This is a genomic window from Micromonospora sp. NPDC047527, assembly GCF_040643015.1.
Taxonomy (GTDB): domain Bacteria; phylum Actinomycetota; class Actinomycetes; order Mycobacteriales; family Micromonosporaceae; genus Micromonospora.
In genome coordinates this window covers 112,319-132,627 of record NZ_JBEYTK010000001.1, presented here as the reverse complement: position 1 = coordinate 132,627, position 20,309 = coordinate 112,319, and the positions used below count along the sequence as shown (strand labels likewise).

At 71.8% G+C, this 20,309-nt stretch carries 20 protein-coding genes; 5 read left to right on the top strand and 15 right to left on the bottom strand.

What is annotated here, in order from left to right:
* Window positions 1-46 precede the first annotated feature (46 nt).
* Window positions 47-277 (bottom strand): hypothetical protein, encoded by a 231-nt coding sequence (locus ABZ808_RS00630; RefSeq protein ID WP_356998888.1) that lies wholly within the window; start codon window positions 275-277, stop codon window positions 47-49.
* 169 nt (window positions 278-446) lie between these two features.
* Between ABZ808_RS00630 and ABZ808_RS00625 the strand changes: the two genes are divergently transcribed.
* From ABZ808_RS00625 to ABZ808_RS00610, 4 genes are all read left to right on the top strand, one after another.
* On the top strand, window positions 447-1,673 hold the full coding sequence (locus tag ABZ808_RS00625) for a sensor domain-containing protein (RefSeq protein WP_356998885.1): 1,227 nt from the start codon (window positions 447-449) through the stop codon (window positions 1,671-1,673).
* Window positions 1,661-2,317, top strand: coding sequence for a response regulator transcription factor (locus ABZ808_RS00620; protein ID WP_356998883.1), 657 nt, complete (start codon window positions 1,661-1,663; stop codon window positions 2,315-2,317). The genes ABZ808_RS00625 and ABZ808_RS00620 overlap by 13 nt, the downstream gene beginning before the upstream one ends.
* 112 nt (window positions 2,318-2,429) lie before the next feature.
* Window positions 2,430-3,191: an ABC transporter ATP-binding protein gene (locus ABZ808_RS00615; RefSeq protein ID WP_356998881.1), complete on the top strand. Its 762-nt coding sequence runs from the start codon at window positions 2,430-2,432 to the stop codon at window positions 3,189-3,191.
* A complete protein-coding gene (locus ABZ808_RS00610; protein WP_356998878.1) occupies window positions 3,188-5,656 on the top strand; it encodes an FtsX-like permease family protein in 2,469 nt (822 codons plus the stop codon). Before ABZ808_RS00615 ends, ABZ808_RS00610 begins: the two co-directional genes overlap by 4 nt.
* A 132-nt stretch (window positions 5,657-5,788) precedes the next feature.
* Here the strand turns inward: ABZ808_RS00610 and ABZ808_RS00605 are convergent, their stop codons facing one another.
* Genes ABZ808_RS00605 through ABZ808_RS00540 form a run of 14 tightly spaced genes read right to left on the bottom strand, consistent with a single transcriptional unit; the run spans window position 5,789 to window position 19,135 of the window.
* Window positions 5,789-6,946, bottom strand: coding sequence for an acyl-CoA dehydrogenase family protein (locus ABZ808_RS00605; RefSeq protein ID WP_356998876.1), 1,158 nt, complete (start codon window positions 6,944-6,946; stop codon window positions 5,789-5,791).
* Between the two features lie 12 nt (window positions 6,947-6,958).
* A complete protein-coding gene (locus tag ABZ808_RS00600; protein ID WP_356998873.1) occupies window positions 6,959-7,336 on the bottom strand; it encodes a Zn-ribbon domain-containing OB-fold protein in 378 nt (125 codons plus the stop codon).
* Entirely contained in the window at window positions 7,336-8,478 is a 1,143-nt protein-coding gene (locus ABZ808_RS00595; RefSeq protein ID WP_356998871.1) for an acetyl-CoA acetyltransferase, read from the bottom strand. The genes ABZ808_RS00600 and ABZ808_RS00595 overlap by 1 nt, the downstream gene beginning before the upstream one ends.
* Window positions 8,475-8,918 carry a MaoC/PaaZ C-terminal domain-containing protein gene (locus tag ABZ808_RS00590; RefSeq protein WP_356998868.1) on the bottom strand — a complete coding sequence of 148 codons (444 nt, stop codon included), beginning with the start codon at window positions 8,916-8,918 and terminating at the stop codon, window positions 8,475-8,477. Before ABZ808_RS00590 ends, ABZ808_RS00595 begins: the two co-directional genes overlap by 4 nt.
* Window positions 8,915-9,415 carry a MaoC family dehydratase N-terminal domain-containing protein gene (locus ABZ808_RS00585; protein WP_356998866.1) on the bottom strand — a complete coding sequence of 167 codons (501 nt, stop codon included), beginning with the start codon at window positions 9,413-9,415 and terminating at the stop codon, window positions 8,915-8,917. The genes ABZ808_RS00590 and ABZ808_RS00585 overlap by 4 nt, the downstream gene beginning before the upstream one ends.
* A complete protein-coding gene (locus ABZ808_RS00580) occupies window positions 9,412-10,638 on the bottom strand; it encodes a RidA family protein (protein WP_356998864.1) in 1,227 nt (408 codons plus the stop codon). The genes ABZ808_RS00585 and ABZ808_RS00580 overlap by 4 nt, the downstream gene beginning before the upstream one ends.
* Window positions 10,635-12,032: an MmgE/PrpD family protein gene (locus ABZ808_RS00575; protein WP_356998861.1), complete on the bottom strand. Its 1,398-nt coding sequence runs from the start codon at window positions 12,030-12,032 to the stop codon at window positions 10,635-10,637. The genes ABZ808_RS00580 and ABZ808_RS00575 overlap by 4 nt, the downstream gene beginning before the upstream one ends.
* Window positions 12,029-13,297 (bottom strand): CoA transferase, encoded by a 1,269-nt coding sequence (locus ABZ808_RS00570; protein WP_356998858.1) that lies wholly within the window; start codon window positions 13,295-13,297, stop codon window positions 12,029-12,031. Before ABZ808_RS00570 ends, ABZ808_RS00575 begins: the two co-directional genes overlap by 4 nt.
* Window positions 13,294-14,328, bottom strand: coding sequence for an LLM class flavin-dependent oxidoreductase (locus tag ABZ808_RS00565; protein ID WP_356998855.1), 1,035 nt, complete (start codon window positions 14,326-14,328; stop codon window positions 13,294-13,296). The genes ABZ808_RS00570 and ABZ808_RS00565 overlap by 4 nt, the downstream gene beginning before the upstream one ends.
* Window positions 14,325-14,864 carry a MaoC family dehydratase gene (locus ABZ808_RS00560; RefSeq protein ID WP_088947019.1) on the bottom strand — a complete coding sequence of 180 codons (540 nt, stop codon included), beginning with the start codon at window positions 14,862-14,864 and terminating at the stop codon, window positions 14,325-14,327. Before ABZ808_RS00560 ends, ABZ808_RS00565 begins: the two co-directional genes overlap by 4 nt.
* Window positions 14,864-16,405 carry a class I adenylate-forming enzyme family protein gene (locus tag ABZ808_RS00555; protein WP_356998852.1) on the bottom strand — a complete coding sequence of 514 codons (1,542 nt, stop codon included), beginning with the start codon at window positions 16,403-16,405 and terminating at the stop codon, window positions 14,864-14,866. Before ABZ808_RS00555 ends, ABZ808_RS00560 begins: the two co-directional genes overlap by 1 nt.
* Before the next feature lie 46 nt (window positions 16,406-16,451).
* A complete protein-coding gene (locus tag ABZ808_RS00550; protein WP_356998849.1) occupies window positions 16,452-17,249 on the bottom strand; it encodes an SDR family oxidoreductase in 798 nt (265 codons plus the stop codon).
* Between the two features lie 40 nt (window positions 17,250-17,289).
* Entirely contained in the window at window positions 17,290-17,940 is a 651-nt protein-coding gene (locus tag ABZ808_RS00545; RefSeq protein WP_356998846.1) for an isochorismatase family protein, read from the bottom strand.
* A gap of 1 nt (window position 17,941) precedes the next feature.
* Entirely contained in the window at window positions 17,942-19,135 is a 1,194-nt protein-coding gene (locus ABZ808_RS00540) for a CoA transferase (RefSeq protein WP_356998844.1), read from the bottom strand.
* Window positions 19,136-19,359: 224 nt separating this feature from the next.
* On the opposite strand from ABZ808_RS00540, the gene ABZ808_RS00535 reads away from it, so the two are divergent.
* A complete protein-coding gene (locus tag ABZ808_RS00535; protein ID WP_356998841.1) occupies window positions 19,360-20,226 on the top strand; it encodes a DUF4437 domain-containing protein in 867 nt (288 codons plus the stop codon).
* Window positions 20,227-20,309: the final 83 nt, after the last annotated feature.

The window sequence follows — 20,309 nt, the reverse complement described above, 5'->3', positions numbered from 1 at the left end:
CCCGCAACATGAGTCGCCTGGTGGTCTCGGGGTGAGGCTTGTGTCCCTACGACTCTCGCCCGCGGTTACGGCGGTGGTGGACGATCAGCGCGACCGCGCTGAGCACCACCACCAGGCCGAACGCCGAGCTGATCCACTGGTTGTCCGCCGCGGTCGACAGCACTATGTTGGCCGCCGCGCTGACGACGAGCACCAGCCACAGCAGCGGACGGAGCAGGCCGCCCGGCTTCTTCGGTGCGGCGACCGGGGCCTCGGTGATGCGGTACGGATCGGTCATGACTGCCTCCTTTGACGAATGTTTCTCGACGTGGTCAACGCTAGGCGGGCGGCGCGGCGGCGACGATCCCGCCAGCTCGACGACAGTGGTACAGCAGGCTGTACCTTCCGCGCCGGGCGTTGCTGGGCTGTGCCCGCGGTGGCCTATGTTGGCGGAGGAGGTGGGGTCGATGGCGTACGTGCAGGCCCAGGTTCGCGCCTCGGTCAACGCCCTGGAGCACCTTGTCGGGGGCCTGGGCACCGCCACGCTGGCGCTGGGCGCGCTGCTCTGGGCGGCGACCGTGGCGGTCACCTGCCTGGCCAGGGTGGGGCTGCTGGCGGCGCCTGGTGCGTTGCGAGCGGTGCGCTCGGTGGCCGACCGCGAGCGCGCCCGGCTGTCCCGCCGGGGCGAGCCGATCCCCACCCCGGGGCCGGTGCCGGCCGGGTTGCGGACGGCGGCGCGCGATCCCTTCGTGCGCCGGGAGCTCGGCTGGGTCGCGCTGTACTCGCTCATCGGCCTGGTGACCGGGCTGGTCGGCCTCGCGCTGCCACTCTATGCCGTGCAGGACGTCACATTCCCGCTGTGGTACCGGCTGCTCCCTGCCGACGCCGGCGCGCCGGGGATCGTCTGGTGGCGCATCGACGGACTGTCCGAGGCACTCGCGGTCGGGTTGCTCGGGGTGGGCTGGCTGGCCGCCGCGATCTGGTTCAGCCCGGTGCTGGCCCGTCTCCAGGCATGGCCGGGCCGGTGGCTGCTGCCCCCGCCGCCGGGTGTCGACCTGTCGCTGCGGGTGGCCGAGCTGACCGCCACCCGCGCCGCGGCGCTCGACGCCCACGCTGTCGAACTGCGCCGGATCGAGCGGTCGCTGCACGACGGCACCCAGAACCGGTTGGTCGCCGTCAACGTGTTGCTGGGCGCCGCGCGGCGGGCCCTGCGCCGCAATCCGGACCGCGCCGACGAGATCCTCGGGCAGGCGCAGGACGCTGCCGAACAGGCACTCGGCGAGCTGCGTACGGTGGTGCGTGGAATCCTGCCGCCCGTGCTGGATGACCGGGGTCTCGTCGGCGCGCTGGCGGGCCTGGCCGGCAGCAGCGTGGTGCCCTGCCGACTTGAGGTGGACGTGGCTGTGCGGTGCGCGGCCTCGGTCGAGGCCACCGCGTACTTCGTGGTGGCCGAGGCGCTGACAAACGTCGTCCGGCACAGCGGTGCGAGCCAGGTGGACGTGGCCGTGCGCCGCGAGCGCGCCCGGCTGCTGGTGAGCATCGAGGACGACGGGCACGGCGACGCGGACGAGACACGTGGCTCCGGGCTCACCGGTATCCGCCGGCGGGTCGAGGCGTACGACGGCCGGATGACACTGACGAGCCCACCGGGAGGGCCGACGAGAATGGACGTGGAGCTGCCATGCGGATCGTGATCGCCGAGGACGACGCGCTGCTGCGTGAGGGGTTGGCGCTGCTGCTGCGGGCGGAGGATCTGGACGTGGTCGCCACGGCCGGTACCCCGGGCGAGTTCCTGGTCGCCGTCGACGAACACGCGCCGGACGTCGCGATCGTGGACGTACGGATGCCGCCGACCCACACCGACGAGGGCATCGTGGCCGCGGTGGAGGCCCGGCGGCGCCGCCCCGGCCTCGCGGTGCTGGTCCTGTCGGCGTACGTGGAGCAGGCCTTCGCGACCGACCTGTTCTCGGTCGGCGCCGCCGGGCTCGGTTATCTGTTGAAGGAGCGGGTGGGCCGGGTCGAGGAGTTCCTCGCCGCGCTGCACCGCGTCGCTGACGGCGGCAGCGTGATCGACCCGGAGGTGGTGGCACAGTTGCTCGCCCGCAACCGCCGGACGGACACGGCACTGAGCGAGCTGTCGCCGCGTGAGCGTGAGGTGCTGGGGCTGATGGCCGAAGGGCTTGGCAACGGCGCGATCGCCGAGCGGCTGTTCGTCACCGACGGCGCGGTGCACAAGCACATCCGCAGCATCTTCTCGAAGCTTCAGCTTCCACCGGACGACCGTGCCGACCGCCGGGTCACCGCGGTGCTGCGCTACCTGAACGGCGATCGGCGGTAGCGCCTGCTGTACCCCGGACCTGGCAGCCCGCGGGATGGTCGCCGTTCTCCCACGTCAATAGCGTTTCTGGTGCGCGCAGTTCTTGCCGCTGACACGGAAAGAGGCCACCAGAATGCCGGACTATCCGGGACAGACCATCGAGCCGGCGGTACGCGTCGAACAACTCACCCGTGTCTACGGCGCCGGCCGTAACCAGGTGACTGCGCTTGCCGGCATCGATGTCGACTTCGACCGGGGCACCTTCACCGCGGTGATGGGGCCCTCGGGGTCCGGCAAGAGCACGCTGCTGCAGACTGCGGCCGGGCTTGACCGGCCCACCTCCGGTCGGGTGGTCATCGGAGGCACCGACCTGTCCGGGCTGTCCGAGACCCGCCTGACCGAGCTGCGTCGTACCCGGATCGGTTTCGTCTTCCAGGCGTTCAACCTGATCGGCGCGCTCACCGTCGAGGAGAACATCGTGCTGCCCCTGCGCCTGGCCGGCGTCCGTCCGGACCGGGCCTGGCTGACCCGGGTGGTCGAGCGGGTCGGCCTCACCGACCGACTGCACCACCGGCCGGCCGCGCTCTCCGGCGGCCAGCAGCAGCGGGTGGCGATCGCCCGGGCGCTGGCCGCCCGCCCCGAGGTGATCTTCTCAGACGAGCCCACCGGCGCCCTCGACTCGCGGACCGCGGCGGAGGTGCTGACGCTGCTGCGCGCGGTCGTTGACGAACACGGGCTGACCGTGGTGATGGTGACCCACGATCCGATCGCCGCGTCGTACGCGGACCGCGTGCTCGTGTTGGCCGACGGTGCGATCGTCGCCGACCTTCCGCAGCTCGGAGCCGCCCGTATCGCCGAGCACCTGGCGTCGCTGGATCGGCGGGTCCTCGCATGACCGGGCTCGCCGCCCGCCTGCTGCGGCACCGCGCCGGCCCCGCCGCCGCGACCCTGCTGGCCCTGATCGTCGGCGTGCTGATCCTGGTGGCGATGGGCACCGTCGTCGAGTCCGGGCTGCGTTTCCGCGCGGAGCCACGGCTCTGGGCCGCGGCCGACGTGGTCGTCGCCAACCGCACGGTCAGCCACACGTTCACCGAGTTCGGCGAAACCACCACGAGCACCGTCACGCTGCCCGAGGGCGGCACGGTGGACGCGGCCCTGGTGGACCGGATCCGCCAGGTGCCGGGCGTCGCGGCCGTCACCGGCGACGAAAGGGTGGTGATCGGCTCACCCGCTGCAGTGGGACACGGCTGGGACACGTACACCTTCACCGGTCGTCCCATCGCCGCGGGTGCCGCGCCACGGGCCGACGACGAGGTGCTTGTCGACACCCGGCTCGGCGTGGCACCCGGCGACCGCATCGACCTGGTCGTCGGCGGGGTCAGACAGTCGTACCGGGTGAGCGGAACCGCCGAGACCGGTTCTGCCGAGGTGTTCTTCACCGATGCGCAGGCCGCCCGGTTGTCCGCCCACCCGGGCCGGGTGGATGCGATCGGCGTGCGGATGGTGCCCGGCGCCGACCTCGGCGCGGTACGCGAGATCGCGTCGGCGGCCGGTGCCACGACGTACGCCGGGAAGGACCGTGGGAACGCCGAGCAGTCGGAGAACCAGGCCGCCCGGACGTTGCTGGTCGAGGCCGGGTTGGCTTTCGGGGGGTACGTCGTCCTGCTGATCGCCTTCGTGGTGGCCGGCACCATCGGGCTGTCCGTCCGGCACCGTCGACGTGACCTGGCGTTGCTGCGCGCGGTCGCGGCCACGCCGGGGCAGGTGCGCCGCATGCTGATCGCCGAGGCCGCCCTGCTCGCCCTGGTCGGCTCTGCGATCGGCGGCCCGGCCGGCCTGCTGGCGGCCCGCTGGGTCCACGGCGAGTTGGTCGGGCGGGGGTTTGTGCCGGCCAGCTTCCCGATGGCCGGCGGCCTGTTCGCGGTGCCGGCCGCGGTCGGTACGGCGGTCCTCGTGGCGGTGCTCGCCGCGTTGGTCGCCGCACGCCGGGTCACCGGGATCAAGCCGATCGAGGCGCTCGGCGAGATCGCTGTCGAGCCTCGGCGTAGCGGCCGGGTGCGACTGATCGCCGGCGTGCTGACGCTGGCGGCGGCCGGCACCTCCGGGGCGTTCACGCTCGGTGTCGCCGGGTCGACCGGGGCGCTGGCCGGTGCGGTCGGCATGCTGTACCTGTTCGTCATCGCGGTGGCGCTGCTCGCACCGATGATCAACGCGTACGCGGCTCGGCTGCTCACACCGTTGTTGCAGCGGATATGGCGGGTCAGCGGCTACCTGGCTGCGGCCAACCTGCGGGCCAACGCGCAGGGCATGGCGACGGTCCTGACCGCCCTCGTGCTGTCCGTGGGCTTCGGCGGCTCGGTCTGGTTCCTACAGAACAACCTGGAACGGCAGACCACCATGCAGAGCAGCGCGGGAACCCTCGCCGAGCGGGTGCTTGTCGCTCCGGGTGGGCTGCCGGCGGACGCGGCGCGGGAGATCCGCGAGTTGGCCGGGGTGCAGGCGGCCACTGGTGTGCGCCGTACGCAGGTGGTGGTGCGGGCGCTCGGCGGAATCGAGCCGGTCAGCGCGCAGTCGGTCGACCCAAACGGCATCACGTCGACGATGGACCTCGACGTGCGCGAGGGCAACCTGGCCGACCTCCGCGCGGGCACGGTCGCCCTGTCTGCGATACAGGCGTCCTCGTCCGGCTGGGACATCGGCGATCAGGCGAAGTTCTGGCTGGGCGACGGCACGCCTGTCACGCTGGACGTCATCGCGATCTACGGCCGTGGCCTCGGCTTCGGCGACGTCACGCTGGCCGCCGAGACGGTCGCCGGGCACATGGCCGGGAACACCAACGACGAGATCCTGGTCAGCGCCGGCCCGGAGGCCGACACCGCATTGGCCACCTGGTCGGCTGGGCAACCGGGCACCGAGGTTCTCGACGCCGCCACCCGTACGCGCCTGATCAGCACCGATCTGGCGCTCGGCGCCTGGCTGAACCGGCTGCTGATCGGCGTGATGGTGGGGTACGCGGCGCTGGCGGCGGCCACCACGATGGTGATGGCCGCGCTGGCCCGCCGCCGCGAGTTGGCGTTGCTGCAACTGGTCGGGGTCACCCGCCGTCAGATTCGGGGGATGGTCCGGGCCGAACAGGCTGGGCTGCTCGGCACCGCGGTGCTGATCGGCGCGACGATCGCGGCGCTGAGCCTGAGCGCGATCGTCAACGGACTGACCGGCAGCCCCATCCCGTACGTCCCGCCGCTCGGTGCGGTGGCGGTGCTCGGCGGCACGACACTGCTGGCGTTGGCAACCACGGTGTGGCCCGTCCGAACTCTGCTCAGCGCCTCTCCGATCGACAACATCGGTGTGAAGGAGTAGGCGTCGCGGCTCGAATATCGGCGACCGTGCCGCCTCCGCGGACACCGCTGAGGCGGCACGGTCGCCCTGGCGTCCCCGCTACGGGGATCACCGTCGCCGGCCGGGCACGACGAACCCGCCCTGGTGGGAATGTCAGACCGTCACGTCGCCGCGTACGAGCGCCTTCGCGACGACGGTCCGCAGGATGTCGTTCGTGCCCTCGCCGATGCTCATCAGGATCGAGTCCCGGTAGAGGCGCTCGACCTCGAACTCGGTGGAGTAGCCGTAGCCGCCGTGCACCTTCATCGCGTCGATCGCGGCATCGAGGGCCACCTCCGAGCAGAACACCTTGGCCATCCCGGTCTGCCCGTCGGCGCGACCGCGCCGGACCGCGTCGGCCGCCCAGTACGCCATCAGGCGGGCGGCCTGCAACTGGATCGCGATGGTGGCGAGCTTGAGCTGGATCGCCTGGAACTCGGCGATGTGCTTGCCGAACGCCTTGCGCTGCTGGGCGTAGGCCAGCGCCTCGTCGTGGGCGCGCTGCGCGATGCCGACCGACCGGGCGGCGATGTTGACCCGGCCCCACTCCAGGGCGGACAACGCCTGCTTGAGGCCGACGCCCTCGACGCCACCGAGCAACCGGTCCTTCGGCACCCGCACGTTGTCGAGGAGGATCTCGCAGGACTCGGTGCCCTTGTAGCCGAGCTTCGGGATGTCCCGCAGGACCTGGAAGCCCGGAAGCGTCGCGTCGACGAGCAGCACGCTCATGCCGGTGTGCGTGGGCGTGGCGTGCGGGTCGGTCTTGACCAGCACCGGCAGCGGGTCGGCGTACCGCGCGTTGGTGATCCACATTTTGGTGCCGTTGACGACGTAGTGGTCGCCGTCGAGGCGGGCGGTGGTGCGGATGCCCTGTAGGTCGGTGCCGGCGTCCGGCTCGGTGAGGCCGATGCCGGTCCGCCGGGCGCCGGTGGCGAGGTCGGGCAGGTAGGCCTGCTTCTGCTCCTCGGTGCCGTGTATAGCGATCATCCGGCAGGCCAGGGAGTGGCTGCCGAGGATGCCGGCGATGCCCATCCAGCCGCGGGCGAGTTCCTCGAACACCAGCGCGAACGAGACCGGGTCGAGGTCGAGGCCGCCGTACTGTTCCGGCACGGTGATGCCGAACAGCCCCATCTCGGCCATCCCCCGCACGATCTCCGTCGGGTACCGCCCGGTTTGCTCCCACTCCCGCGCGACCGGGATGATCTCCCGGTCGACGAACGTGCGGAGCAGGGCGCGGAAGTCCTGCTGCTCCTCGGTGAGCGTGAAGTCCATGGGTAGCCTCCGTCAGCGGTGGAAGACCGGCAGCGCCCGGCCGTCGTCGAGGTCGAGCCAACCGACACGGACCGGGTCGCCGATCCGCCAGTCCTGCCCTTCGAGGGTGGACAGCACGAATGGTCCCTCGGTGAGCCGGATTCGGGCGATCGTGTACGGCGCGGCAGCCCCCGGCACGGGTGACCGGTGCACCACGGTGAACGTGTCCACGACGCCGTGGCCGGACGCCTCGACGAACCCGAGATCCACCATCGACGAGCAGGCGGTGCACAGCGCACGCGGCGGATGCTGGACGTGCCCGCAGGACCCGCAGGTCTGCAGCGTGTAGCGGTGCTCCCGGGTGGCGTCCCACCAGCCAGCCGTCACGTCGTCGGGCGGCGGTACGTGCATCACCGCACCCCCAACACGACCGTCGCGTGCGTGGACAGGATCCCGCCGGTGCCGTGCGCCACGGCCACCCGGGCGTCGGGCACCTGCCGGGCTCCCGCCTCGCCGCGCAGTTGGCGGACCGCCTCCACCAGCAGCAGCACCCCGTACTGACCGGGATGGCAGTACGACAGGCCACCGCCGGAGGTGTCCAGCGCCAGCTCACCGCCGGGACGGATCCGGCCGTCCTGGATGAAGTCGAGCACCTCCCCCGGTCCGCAGAAGCCCAGCGCCTCGATGCTGAGCGCGGCGGTGATGGTGAACGAGTCGTACACCTCCAGCACGTCCACGTCAGCCGGTGTGATGCCGGCCCGGGCGAACGCCTCCCGGCCGGACTCGCGCGCGCCGGTGACCGTCAGGTCCTCGACCGCGGTCATCGACGTGTTCGTCGACCGTTCGCCGTACCCGAGGACCCGAACCGGTGGGTGCCGCAGGTCGCGGGCCCGGTCGAGCGTGGTGAGCACGACCGCCCCGCCACCGTCGGTCACCAGGCAGCAGTCGGCGACGGTCAGCGGGCTGGAGACCATCGGCGCGGCGAGCACGTCGTCGACGGTCAGCGGCCCGGCGTCGTAGCGGAACGCGGCCGGGTTGAGCAGCGCCCACTCCCTGGCGGCGACCGCGATCTCGGCCAGCTTCTCCCGCGTGCCGCCGTACCGGTGGAAGTACTGCTGCGCCGCCATCGCGTAGTACGACAGCGGGTACAACGGGCCGTATGGCGCCTCGAACTGGGCCTCCGGGGTGTGCTCCTCGACGATCCCGCCAAGGCTGCGCGAGCGCGCGGAGCGCTGGTTCGACGCGAAGCTGATGACCACGGTGGAAGCCTGGCCGGCGTCGATCGCCTGCGTGGCGCGGGCGACCATCATCTCGGCGGCCGACCCGCCGACGAACGTCGAGTCGACCCAGCGGGGCTGCTGCCCGAGATACTCGGCGAGCTGTGTGGTGGAGAAGCGGGACACTCCGGTGGTGGCCAGTCCGTCGACGTCGGCGAGGGTGAGCCCGGCGTCGGCGAGCGCCCGTGTGACGGCCTGGGTCTGAAGCGTGAGCGTGGACTTCCCGGTGCTGCCGAGGTCGCACTCGGCCGCACCGACGATCGCGACGCCGGTCACCGGGCGCCCGGCCCGTCGGCCGTGCCCAGCAGGACCGTCGCGTGGGCAGGGCGGGCGGCGGGCCGTTGCGGGCCGTACTCGCTGGCCAGGATCGTGGCGGAGAGTTCGACCCGGACGCGGTCGGCGCCGACCTCGACCACGGTCGCCTCGCACCGCACGGTCTCGCCGGCGAACATCAGGTTCCGGAACGTGAACGACAGCTCGTGCACGAAGCAGAGCGGACCGAGCGCGTCCTGCAGCAGCTCGACGAAGAGCGCCCCGAACACCTGCCCGTCCACGACCGGGCCCGGGACCCGCGCGGCGGCCACGAACTCGGGGTCGAAGTGCAGGCGGTACCAGTCCCAGGTGGCGCCGGCGTAGGCGACCATGTCGGTGAGCGTGATGGTGCGCTCCAGCGCGGGCAGCGCATCCCCGACGTTCGGTGGCACCCGGGATGTCATGCGGCACCGTCCAGGCTGACCAGGATGATCGTCTCCTCGTTGACGGCGAGCAGCTCGCCGTCCTGGTTGGTGTACGTCGCGCGCGAGGAGACCACGAGCATGTCCGCGCCGGTGCGGGTCTGCTTCTCGGTCAGGTCGTGGATCTCCCAGGTCGCGGTGATGACGTCGTCGGGGCGTACCCGGCGGTGGAACGTGTAGCTGTTGCCACCGCGCACCTGGCGGGTGCCGGGGACGTCGAGGTGCCACGAATGCCCCGCGTAACCGTCGCCGTCCATCGGGAGGTTCGCGTACTGGTTGGTCTCGCAGATGAGCGTCGGCGGGGCGGTCACGCCCGGCAGGCCCTGCGCGCGGGCGAACTCGGGGTCGGAGTAGAGCGGGTTGTCGTCGCCGACGGCCATGCCGAAGTATCGGCCGGCCGCGGCGCCGAGCGGTTCGGGCGCGGTGTAGACCTTCCTCGTGCCCAGCAGCGCGCGCAGGTCGTCGGTCAGCAGGCTCACGCCGTCTCCTCCGCTCCGCTGATGTTCGGATACACCGCCGTCGGGAACACCTCGAGCAGGAACTCGGGGCGCAGCAGGGCCTTGCAGATCGCTCCAGTCGACGCCGGCCAGGGCGGGCTGAGCAGCCGTTCCCGCACGCCGGCCACGCCCCGGTACGCCGGCAGCGCGGATTCGACGCAGTATTCGGTCGTCTCCAGCAGGTGCTCCGGTCCGAGGCCGGCGTGGCGCAGCAGGTGCAGGATCGCGCCGTACGTCGCCTCGGCCTGCGCCACGATGTCGTCGGGGTGCAGGGCCTGCTGCGTCTGCATGTCCAGCGCCGCGAACCCGGACATGTACAGGGTCCGGCCGGCCCTGACCCCGGGGGCGTAGGTGAGCGTGTCGTAGCGGGACCAGCCGGGGTTGACCATTTCCAACCGGTGCCGGGAGGCGGTGACGTCGATCGCGACGAGCGCGTCCGGGTGGTGCAGCCGGCTCATCAGGATGCCTCCCGCGCCCGGGTAGACACCGGCGCCGCCGAGACGTTCCCGCCGCACGCGGTGCGTCCGGCGGTACACGTCGCGGGTCTCCGGCGTCGAGTAGTCGTAGGTCGTGACGACCGCGTCGAGGGACAGCCCGACCGCCGTGAGCAGGTCGCCCGCCCGGTCCAGGCAGTAGGCGTACTGCGCGGCGAAGTCCCCCGGGTGGACCACGGCGCCGGTGGCGTCGACCGGGAGCATCGTCGGTAGGTACACCGCGCCGTCGTGGCCGGTCCGCACGGCGGAGGCCTGCCAGGTGCCGGCCGGCCGGGGCTCGCTGGCGGCCAGCACCTCGCCGCCGCCGCAGACCGCGTGCAGCTCGACCTCCAGCAGCGCGGTACGCCGCACGAGCCGCTCGACGACGACCGTCCGCAGCACGGGCTCGTGGTCGCCGAAGACCTCCCGCCGGACCGCTGCGGCCGCCTCGTACTCGGCGAGCCCGGCGACCGTCACGTTCTCGGTGACCCGGGTGACGTCCTGCGGCCCGAACCCGGCGGCCGCCAGGATCGTCAGCACCTTCTCGTACGCGGTGCGCGCCTGCGCCGCCATGTCCCCGGTGACCGTCATCCTGCCGACGGCCTCGTCGAACGCGGCGGAGGTGTGGCCGGAGGTCCAGGCCGCGTCGCCCTCGGCGAGGCCGAGGCAGAACGTGAAGCCGTCGTACGGGAACCAGCGGAAGGAGGGCGGTTTGATGGCGTGTGGTGTCACGGGCGGTCCCTGCCTGTACCGGCGGCGGCCAGCGCCGCCGCCATGAGCGGTTCGATGGTGTCCAGCTCGTCGAGACGGGACAGCAGGTCGACGACGTCTGTGGTGTCGCCACCGGCGTTGCGGTGGAACTTCGCGACGAGCTGCTCGTCGGTCAGCGGGTTGTCCGGGCCGCCCGCGCTGCGTGGCACGCTGCCGGGAACGGCCGAGCCGTCGACGAGCGTGATGCGGGCGGTGCCGGGCGCGTCGGCTGCGGGGCCGCCGGTGGGGGCAACGTGCCAACGCACCAGCCGGGCAACGCGTTCTACCTCGGGTCGGCCGAGCGAGTCCGGCTCGTACGTTGCGGTGGTCAGGTCACCGTCGACGACGGCGGCGGCGATGCTCCACGGCAGCGAGAACTTCGCCGCGTACGGCGACGCCGGTCGCGCCAGGTCCCGCCGGGTGTCGCAGACCGTGGGCACCGAGTCGGGGTGCACGTCGACGTCGATCGCGGCGACGTCGCCGGAACGGACACCGCCGCGGCGCACCGCGTCGCGGACCGCGTCGATCGCGGCGTGGGAGAGTTGGCACGCCGGGTACGGCTTGATGCCGATCCGGGTGGTCTCCCAGCGTGTGCCGAGCTCGGCGGTGATGGACGCGAGGTCGACCGGGCCGGCGGCCAGTGCGTCGTAGACACCGTGCGGGCCGTCGAGGACGTTCGCCGGGCCGCCGGCCCCGGCCGCGGCCAGCCGGGCGGCGAGGATGCCGGCGTGCCCGGCGAATCCCGGGTGCAGCTGCTTCGTCGAGGCTCCACTGTGCAGGAACGCGAGGAGCCCGCCGGCCTGGCTGCCGGCGATGCCGAGCGCGTCGGTCGTCCGCGCGGCGTCGAGGCCGAGCAGCCGGGACGCGACGATCGCCGAGGAGAACACGCCGGCCACCATCGTGGCGTGCAGCCCGCGGGCGTGGAAGCCGTGCGACGCGGCGGCGGCGACCCGGCACACGGTTTCGTAGCCGACGACGGCGGCCTCGAGCACGGCCCGGCCGGGCGCGCCGACCTGCTCGCCGACGGCGAACGCGGCCGGCAGCACCACGGCTGTGGCGTGCACGAGGCCGCCAGCGTGGGTGTCGTCGAAGTCCAGTGCGTGCACGAGGGTGCCGTTGGCGAGCGCGGCGGCCGGCGCACCGACCCGGCCCCGCGACCCGATGATCGTCGCCTCCGGCGGCCCGCCGAGTTCCCGGGCGACGACGACGGCCGGTATCGGCGACGGCCCACCGGTCTCCCCCGTCACCGGGCTGGCGCGCAGCCCACCCAGCGCCGTTCCGACCCCGTCAAGCAGGTGCCGCAGCGCTGCGGCCCGGACCGCGGCCGGCACTTCGACGTGGCCCGTGCCCCACTCGGCAAGCTCCTCGGCGATCATCGTGACGTGGCTGTTGTGTCGAGGCTGTCAGGGGTGTCGGGGGTGTTCGCGCCGTGTGCCGGCTCGGCATCGCCGAACGCGCCGGCCGCCCGCAGCGCCACCACCTGAGACGCGTCCAGGCCCAGGATCTCCTCGGTGACGAGTGCGAGGTCCTCGTTGCGCTGCGGTGCCCGGCGGTAGGTGGGCGTCTCGTCGCCGACCCGCACCGGGGACGCGAGCTGCCGTACCTCGCCGTAACGGGGGTGGTCGGTGGTGACCACGAGGTTCCGGGCGGCGGTGTGCTCGTCCACCAGGGCCGCGCCGACGTCGTTGATCGGGCCGCACGGGATCGACCCGGCGTAGAGCTGCGTGAGCCAGTCGTCGACGGTCTTCTGCCGGAAGATCGCCTCCAACCGGGGCACCAGGTCGGCGCTGTGCTCCCGCCGTCCGGCGAAGGTCGCGTACGGCGAGCCGGCCTCGGCCCACTCCGGGTGGCCGACGATCTGGCACAGCCGGGCCCAGAACTTCTCCTTCGCGCAGCCGACGACCATCCAGCCGTCCTTGGCCTCGAACGCCTGGAACGGCACGAGCGACGGGTGGGCCGAGTGGTGTGTGCGGACCGGCTGGAACCCGGCGTTCAGGTGCCACGTCGCGGGATAGGTCAGCATCGACACCGCGGTGTCGTAGAGGCTGACGTCGCAGTCCATCCCGACGCCGTCGCGGCGGGCGGCGTGCACCCCGGCCAGCAGCGAGATCGCGGCCACGAAGCCGCCCGAGTAGTCCACCAGTGACAGTCCGGACTTGGTGGGCGGTCCGTCCGGCTCACCGGTCAGCTCCATCCAGCCGGCGAGACCCTGCAACACGTAGTCGTAACCGGGTTCCTGCTTGCGGGGCCCGGTCATCCCGAACCCGGTCAGCGACACGCACACGATGCGCGGGTTGAGGTGCTTGAGGTCGTCGTACCGGATGCGCAGCTTCTCCGGCACGTCCCCGCGCAGGTTGGAGTAGACGACGTCGGAGACCGCGACGAGTTGTTCGAAGACGCCGCGCCCGGCGGCGGTGTTCAGGTCGAGGGAGATGCTGCGCTTGTTGCGGTTGAACGTCTCGAAGAAGAGCGAGTCCTCGTCCTCGGCGTACGGCGGCACGTACCGGCCGACGTCGCCGCCGGCCTGCGGGTCCTCGATCTTGATGACCTGGGCGCCAAGGTCGGCCAGGTGCACGCTGCCGAACGGCCCGGCGCCGTACTGCTCGACCGCGATGATGCGCAGATCCTCCAGCGGTCTCATATGGACGCTCCCGTCAACTCGCCGATCAGCGCGATGATCTCGTCCTGGGCTGCGCGGATCTCGGCGACCGGCAGCCCGTGGGTCGGCGGGCTCAGCTTCACGGTGTCGGCGATGCCGTCATAGGCCGCGATCCGGGCGGCGACATCGTCGCGGGTGCCGGCCATCGTGAGCGCGTCGACCATCCGGTCGCTGACGCTGCCCGCGAGGTGGTCCGCTCCGGCACCGGCCCGGAACGCGTCGATGACGGCCTGCTGGTCCTCGGCGAGGCCGTGGAACGCGAAGAAGTCGGCGTAGGTGCGGACCGTGGCGTAGAAGCCGACCACACCGGCGGCTCGGCGGCGGGCGAGCGCGGGGTCGGCGGCTACCGAGCCGCAAGCGGAGACGACGACGTCGACGTCATGGCGCGTTTTGCCGTCCGCGCGGTCGATGCCGAGCGTGAGGTCGGGCAGGATGTGCTCCCGCAGGTATCCCGGTGAGCACAGCTCGTGGCTGATCCAGCCGTCGCCGATCTCGCCGGCCAGCCGGGTCATCAGCGGGCCCATCGCGGCCAGGTACACCGGGATCTGCCGCTCCGGAACGGCGTACGGCCGCTCGTAGCCGCGGATGTGCATCGGCTCGAACTCGCCGTCGGCCCGGATCTCGGCGCCGGTGGTGCAGGCGTCCCAGAACAGCCGGATGTTGTGGACCGTCTCGCGCAGGTGACCGACCGGCTTGCCGAACGGCACGTTGTGCCATTGCTCGTTGAGCCGGCGCACCCCGGAGCCGAGGCCGAGCACGAACCGGCCGCCGGACAGCTCGTCCAGGTCGAGCGCCTCCAGCGCGGTGATCATCGGGCTGCGGGTGAACGCCAGGATGATCGAGGTGCCGATCCGTGCGGTCGACGTCGCCCCGGCCAGGGCCGCGGCGGTGCCGGTCGCGCTGCGGTGCAGCTCCGAGGCCCACAGCACCTCGGCGCCCGCGCGTTCCGCCCGGCGCCCGGCGTCGGCCAGCTCCGCGAGCGTCTCCCCCCACGGCTGGTACGTGAGCCTCATGCCGTTTCCTTGCTGTCGCCGTCGAGGGAAAGTGGGGACTTCCCCACCGGGAAGAGGTTTTCCAGCTGTTCGGCGCCCCGGCGGTACACGTAGAACGTGCGCTTGAAGGAGCAGACCTCGTCGCCGTGCTGGTTCAGCGTGCGGGTGCGCACCGTGACGATGCCGGCATGCGGGCGGGACGCGGACTCGCGCTTTTCCAGCACGAGTGACTCGCTGTAGAGCGTGTCACCGGCGAACACCGGGTGGGTCATCCGGATCTCGTCCCAGCCGAGGTTCGCGAACGCGTTCTGGGTCAGGTCGGTGACGCTCTGCCCGACCGCGATGGCCACCGTGAGTGTCGACACCACGAGCGGCTTGCCGAACTCCGACCGTGCGGCGTACTCGGCGTTGAAGTGCATCTCGTTGGTGTTCATGGTCAGCAGCGTGAACCAGGTGTTGTCGGTCTCCGTGACGGTGCGTCCCAGGGGATGCTGGTAGACGTCTCCGATCTCGAAGTCCTCGAAGAACCGCCCGGTCCAGCCTTGCTTGAGCCCCATCAGCCAATCTCCTTCTGACGATGCGCGAGGTACCCGTCGCGGATCATCCGCTTGAGGATCTTGCCGCTCGGATTGCGCGGCAACGCGTCGACGACGTGCCACTCGCGGGGCACCTTGTAGCGCGCCACGTGCTGCCGGACGTGGCCCTCCAGGGCTCCGACGTCAATCCGCGTCCCCGGGCGGCCCACCACGAACGCGGCGATGCGCTCGCCGTACACCTCGTCGGGCACGCCGATGACGGCGACCTCGTCGACCGGCTGGTGGCGGGCGATGACCTCCTCGATCTCGCGCGGGAAGATGTTCACCCCGCCCGCGATGATCATGTCGTTCTTCCGGTCGAAGATGGTGATGAAGCCCTCCTCATCGCGCACGGCCACGTCGCCGACGGAGAAGAACCCGTCGGCGTCGTATCCGGCCCGGGTGGCCTCCTCGTCGTCGAGGTACCCGGCCAGTAGCAGCGGCGAGCGGGCGAACAGCTCGCCGGGCTCACCCGGGGAGACCTCGTTGCCGTCGTCGTCCTTGAGCCGGATCTCGTTCCAGAACCAGGGATGCCCGACACTGCCGGCCCGCTCCAGGGCGAACTCGGGGCGCAGGTTGGTGACGATGGAGCACTCGGTCGAGCCGTACAGCTCGTGCACGTCGACGCCGGGGAACGCGGCGATCACCCACTCCTTCAGCGCAACCGGCAACGCGGCGGCGTTGAAGTAGAGCGTCCGCAGCGCCGACAGGTCGTACCGGGCGGCCGGCTCCTCGCAGAACCGGCGGAGGTGCTGGGCGTGCGTGGGCACCAGGAACACCGTGGAGGCGCGACTGGAGGCCATCAGGTCCAACAGCCGCTCCGGGTCCCAGGTCGGCAGCACGCTGCACGAGCCGCCGAGCATCGGGGCGGTGTAGGCGAACGCGAACCCCGCGCCGTGGTACATCGGTGCGACGGCGATCGTGCTGCGGTTGGGGCCGAGCCCGTAGTCCAGCCCGACTCCGAACGCGGTGAGGACCCGTCCCCGGTGGGTCAGCAGGACGCCCTTGGGCCGCCCGGTCGTGCCGGAGGTGTAGGTGATGCAGAACGGGTCGAGTTCGTCGACGGGGACCTGCGGATCGACCGCGCGGCCCTGTCCCAGGAACGTCTCGTACCGCTGGCCGACCTCGCCGGCGAAGCTGAGCACGAGCGGCAGGTCGTCGAGCAGGCCGTCGACGTTGCCGGCCAGCTCGTCGGCCAGGATGATCCCCCTCGCCCGGGAGTGGGCGAGGATGTAGGCGTTGTCCGAGCTGTTGTTCTTCGTGTTCAGCGGCACGGTCGGGATGCCGGCCTTGGCCATCGCCGCCGATATCTCGAAGTACTCGTAGCGGTTGTTGCTCAGCACCGCGATCCGCTCACCGGGGGCGATGCCGTGCGCGAGCGTCGCGGACGCGAGCCGGTTGGAGCGCTCGTCGAGCGCGCCGAACGTCACGGCGTGGTCACCGTCGACGACCGCGACCCGGCCCGGCGTGGCCCGGCCGAACTCGCGGATCCCGGCGGCCATGTTGAGCTGCACACCCTTCACCCGGTGCCATCCTTCCCTGAGTCATTGATGTGCATGACGGCCCCGGTCAGAGCCCGTAGCGGCCGAGCACGTCCCGCTTGCCGGCGACGAGAAACTTGCGGGTCATCCGGCCGGTGGTGAGCCACGCGATCGCGTCGCCGTTGCGGGTGCTCGCCAGCAACCGTTCGACCAGGTACGGGGCGACGTCGTCGACGTGGTCGCAGAGGATGTTGAGCAACCTGCGCTGCCGCGCCACCTGCTCCGGCGCGGCGGCGGCTTCGCGCAGCCACCCCTCGGTGATGAGGATGCCGGGGCGGATCTGGCCGATCCGCACGCCGGTACCGGTGACCTCCTTGGCCAGTGCCCGGGTGAAGGAGTCCAGGCCGCGCTTGGTGGCCGAGTAGACCCCCATGCCGGGGCGGATCGCGCCGTCGCTGCCGCCGCCGAGCACGTTGAAGACCTGGCCGCCGCCGGCTGCGAGCATGCCGCGGACGGCGACCTGCGACCCGTACACGGTGCCGAGCATGTTCGTGGTGACCATCGTCCGGACGTCCTCCGGCGCGGTGTCGACGATCGGCCGGGTGGTGTTGGCGACACCGGCGTTGTTGATCCACAGGTCGACGCCGCCCAGCGCGTCGACCGCGGCACTCCATATCCGCTCGACCTGCGCGGCGTCGGTGACGTCCGCGGCGATTCCATGGACGGTGGCCGCCGCGGCGGCCTGCGGGCGCAGCCGCGCGACGGCATCGTCCACGGCCGTTCGTGAGCGCCCCGAGACGACGACGGAGTGGCCCCGCGAGAGCAGCTCGCGGGCGAGCGCGAAGCCGATCCCCTTGGTGCTGCCGGTGATGACTGTCCTACGCATGACGGCTCCTGCCCACTCAAGTCGGGGAGAACGGGTCCGGTCAGTCACCGGTCAACCGGGCGACCGCATCGGCCAGCGGCACCACGTCGGCATACTTGGCGTCGAGGTCGAAGAGGTTGGCCTCGTGCGGGCCGGGATCGCGGTCGGCGCACGCCTCGCGCACCACCATCGGGCGGAACCCGTTCTGCAGGGCGTCGACCGCCGACGCGCGGACGCAGCCGCTGGTGGAGAAGCCGCCGAGCACCACCGTGTCGGCGCCGGCCGTGGTGAGCCAGGCGGCCAGCGCGGTGCCGGCGAAGGCGCTGGCGTAGTGCTTGTACGCGATGTGCTCGCCCCTGGCGGGCATCACCTGGGCCGCGAAGTCGCCGAGCGGGTTGCCGGCGGCGAACGCGGACAGCGCCGGCACCTTCGCGGCGAACAGGGGCGCCTCGGCGCAGGAGTCGTCGGCGTACCGCACCGCGGTGTAGGCCACCGGGACCCGGGCCGCGCGGGCCGCCGCCACCAGCGCGGCCATCGCGGCCAGCGCGCTCTCCGCGGTGGCCAGGAACAACGGCGACGAGGGTACGGCGTACGCGGCGACCGGGTCGACCAGCACGAGCGCGGGCCGGGTGCCCCAACCGAGCCGACGGGCGAACCCGGCACCGACGTAGTCGGCATCGAGCGTGCCGCCACGCGCGGTACCGTCGGACATCTCAGATCACCCCGTCCGCGCGCAGGGCCGCGCGCTGCTCGGCGCTCATCCCGAGCAGGTCGCCGTACACCTCGTCGTTGTGCTGACCCAGCTCCGGCCCGGACCAGTTCACCGCGCCGGGGGTGGCGGACAGTTTCGGCACCGGCGCCTGCATCGGCAGCTCGCCGAACCGCTCGTGCGGCACCCGCACGATCGCCTCGCGGGCCGCGACGTGCGGGTCGGCGAGCAGGTCGGCGGCGGTGTAGATGCCACCGGCCGGAACCCCGCCGGCGTGCAGCCGACCGAGCAGGTCGACGGCGGTGTGGGTGGCGGTCCACTCGGCGATGAGCGTGTCGAGCTCGGCCTGGTGAGCGCCGCGCGCGCCGTGGCTGGCGTACCGGGGATCGTCGGCCAGCTCGGGGCGGCCCAGGATCTCGGCGAGCCGGCGGAAGACGGTGTCCTGGTTGGCGGCGATCAGAATGTCGCCGCCCTCGGCGGTCGGGTAGACGTTGCTGGGAGCGACGTTGGGCAGGATCGCCCCGGTGCGCTCCCGCTGGTAACCGGCGACCGACCACTCGGGCAGCAGCGACTCCATCATCGCCAGCACCGCCTCGTAGATTGCCGAGTCGACCACCTGGCCGCGGCCGGTGCGCTCCCGGGCGTGCAGGGCGGCGAGGGTGCCGTACGCGGCGTAGGTGGCCGCGAGCGAGTCGCCGAGCGAGATGCCGGCTCGCGACGGAGGTCGGTCGGGCTCGCCGGTGACGTAGCGGATACCGCCCATGGCCTCGCCGATGGAGCCGAAGCCGGCGCGCGGCGAGTACGGCCCGGTCTGGCCGTAGCCGCTGACCCGGACCAGGATCAGGCGCGGGTTGAGCGCGCTGAGCACGTCGTAGCCGAGCCCCCACCGCTCCAGCGTGCCGGGACGGAAGTTCTCCAGCAGCACGTCCGACTCGACCACCAGCCGACGCAGCAGGTCCTGCCCGGCCGCACTGCGCAGGTTGCAGGTGACGGACTTCTTGTTGCGAGCCACGACCGGCCACCACAGCGACTGGCCGTGCGGCTTCTCCCGGCCCCACTGACGCATGGGATCGCCCCGGCCGGGGTCCTCCAGCTTGATCACCTCGGCGCCGAAGTCGCCGAGGAGTTGGCCGCAGAACGGACCGGCGAGCAATGTGCCGGTTTCCAGGACCCTGACGTCGGAGAGTGCCCCATTCATTCGACGCATCGTATGCCTGGATACGCCGTTTCGCTAGGGGGAACATTGCGGGGGGCGGCGGGCTTGCCGTGCTCGTGGAAACAGTGTTTCCATTGCAGCCATGCTGGTCCCGGACGGCACCGATCTCACCGACGCCGGCTGCCGGGCGCCCCGGCACCTCCGGCCGGGGGCGCCGCCCGCAACGCCGCCGGGAAGACCCTGAAACGCGAAGTGAGGAGCAGCGGGTGCGAGCGCACGTCGAACTGATTCACGAGAATGACTACATCTGGCACGTCGGGGAGTTGCCGCACGGCGAGGGCGGGGCCCGCGAACGCCGGCTATCGGTGGACGAGGAGGACGGGTCGTCCTCGCTGTCGCTGAGCTTCGACAGCGACTGGGGGCGCGGGCCGGGCGTGCCGCACGCCGACACGGAGTTCTACGTGCAGTCCGGCTCGCTGAACTACGGCGGTCAGGAGATCGGCCCCGGCGGCTACCTGCAGGTGCCGCGGGGCGTGCCGATGGACTGGATCAAGATCCGCGAGGGCTCGTCGGTGCTGCACTGGCGCGAGTACGGCGACTGCGGTTTCGACGTCGAGAAGGCACAGTGGAATCCGGCCTCAGCACGGTGGGACAGCGCCGTCGGCGAGGTGACGGTGGTGGATTCCAACGAGATGGAGTGGACCGCCGCACCGACGGTCGGGCCGATCACCCCGCTCTACATCAAGCTGCTGCACCGCGACCCGGTGACCAACTTCTACACCCGGCTGATCCGGGCCCACAAGGGCTGGAGCGACCACCGGCTGGCCCACCACCCCTGCTACGAGGAGTTCTACACGCTCGGCGGGAAGATGGCGTACAACTTCGGCGACATCGACGAGGGCACCTACTGCTTCCGGCCGGCCGGGGTGAAGCACGGCCACTTCGTGGCCGAGACCGACATCGACTGGATCATCCGATCGGACGGCGAGCTGATCAACTGGTACACCACCGATGAGTGGATCAAGTGGGGTGGCACGGCGACCAATTACCACGAACACGACGAGGCGCCGGTCATCTCCACCCTGCCGGTGCGGTCCCGTTCGCGCGGCCCCTGGTCCGGCGACGGGATGTGATGGCGACGGGGTGTGACGCGGCCACGACCACCGCCGCGTCACACCCCGGTCACACCTAGCGGGTGACGTACACCGGACCAACG

What these genes read in the sequence shown, in the direction of transcription:
- ABZ808_RS00560 (WP_088947019.1), bottom strand. Translation starts at nt 14,864, where the DNA reads ATGGGGCTCAAGCAAGGCTGGACCGGGCGGTTCTTCGAGGACTTCGAG.
- ABZ808_RS00570 (WP_356998858.1), bottom strand. Translation starts at nt 13,297, where the DNA reads ATGAGACCGCTGGAGGATCTGCGCATCATCGCGGTCGAGCAGTACGGC.
- ABZ808_RS00545 (WP_356998846.1), bottom strand. Translation starts at nt 17,940, where the DNA reads ATGTCCGACGGTACCGCGCGTGGCGGCACGCTCGATGCCGACTACGTC.
- ABZ808_RS00630 (WP_356998888.1), bottom strand. Translation starts at nt 277, where the DNA reads ATGACCGATCCGTACCGCATCACCGAGGCCCCGGTCGCCGCACCGAAG.
- ABZ808_RS00565 (WP_356998855.1), bottom strand. Translation starts at nt 14,328, where the DNA reads ATGAGGCTCACGTACCAGCCGTGGGGGGAGACGCTCGCGGAGCTGGCC.
- ABZ808_RS00575 (WP_356998861.1), bottom strand. Translation starts at nt 12,032, where the DNA reads ATGATCGCCGAGGAGCTTGCCGAGTGGGGCACGGGCCACGTCGAAGTG.
- ABZ808_RS00610 (WP_356998878.1), top strand. Translation starts at nt 3,188, where the DNA reads ATGACCGGGCTCGCCGCCCGCCTGCTGCGGCACCGCGCCGGCCCCGCC.
- ABZ808_RS00620 (WP_356998883.1), top strand. Translation starts at nt 1,661, where the DNA reads ATGCGGATCGTGATCGCCGAGGACGACGCGCTGCTGCGTGAGGGGTTG.
- ABZ808_RS00600 (WP_356998873.1), bottom strand. Translation starts at nt 7,336, where the DNA reads ATGCACGTACCGCCGCCCGACGACGTGACGGCTGGCTGGTGGGACGCC.
- ABZ808_RS00550 (WP_356998849.1), bottom strand. Translation starts at nt 17,249, where the DNA reads ATGCGTAGGACAGTCATCACCGGCAGCACCAAGGGGATCGGCTTCGCG.
- ABZ808_RS00625 (WP_356998885.1), top strand. Translation starts at nt 447, where the DNA reads ATGGCGTACGTGCAGGCCCAGGTTCGCGCCTCGGTCAACGCCCTGGAG.
- ABZ808_RS00615 (WP_356998881.1), top strand. Translation starts at nt 2,430, where the DNA reads ATGCCGGACTATCCGGGACAGACCATCGAGCCGGCGGTACGCGTCGAA.
- ABZ808_RS00605 (WP_356998876.1), bottom strand. Translation starts at nt 6,946, where the DNA reads ATGGACTTCACGCTCACCGAGGAGCAGCAGGACTTCCGCGCCCTGCTC.
- ABZ808_RS00590 (WP_356998868.1), bottom strand. Translation starts at nt 8,918, where the DNA reads ATGACATCCCGGGTGCCACCGAACGTCGGGGATGCGCTGCCCGCGCTG.
- ABZ808_RS00540 (WP_356998844.1), bottom strand. Translation starts at nt 19,135, where the DNA reads ATGAATGGGGCACTCTCCGACGTCAGGGTCCTGGAAACCGGCACATTG.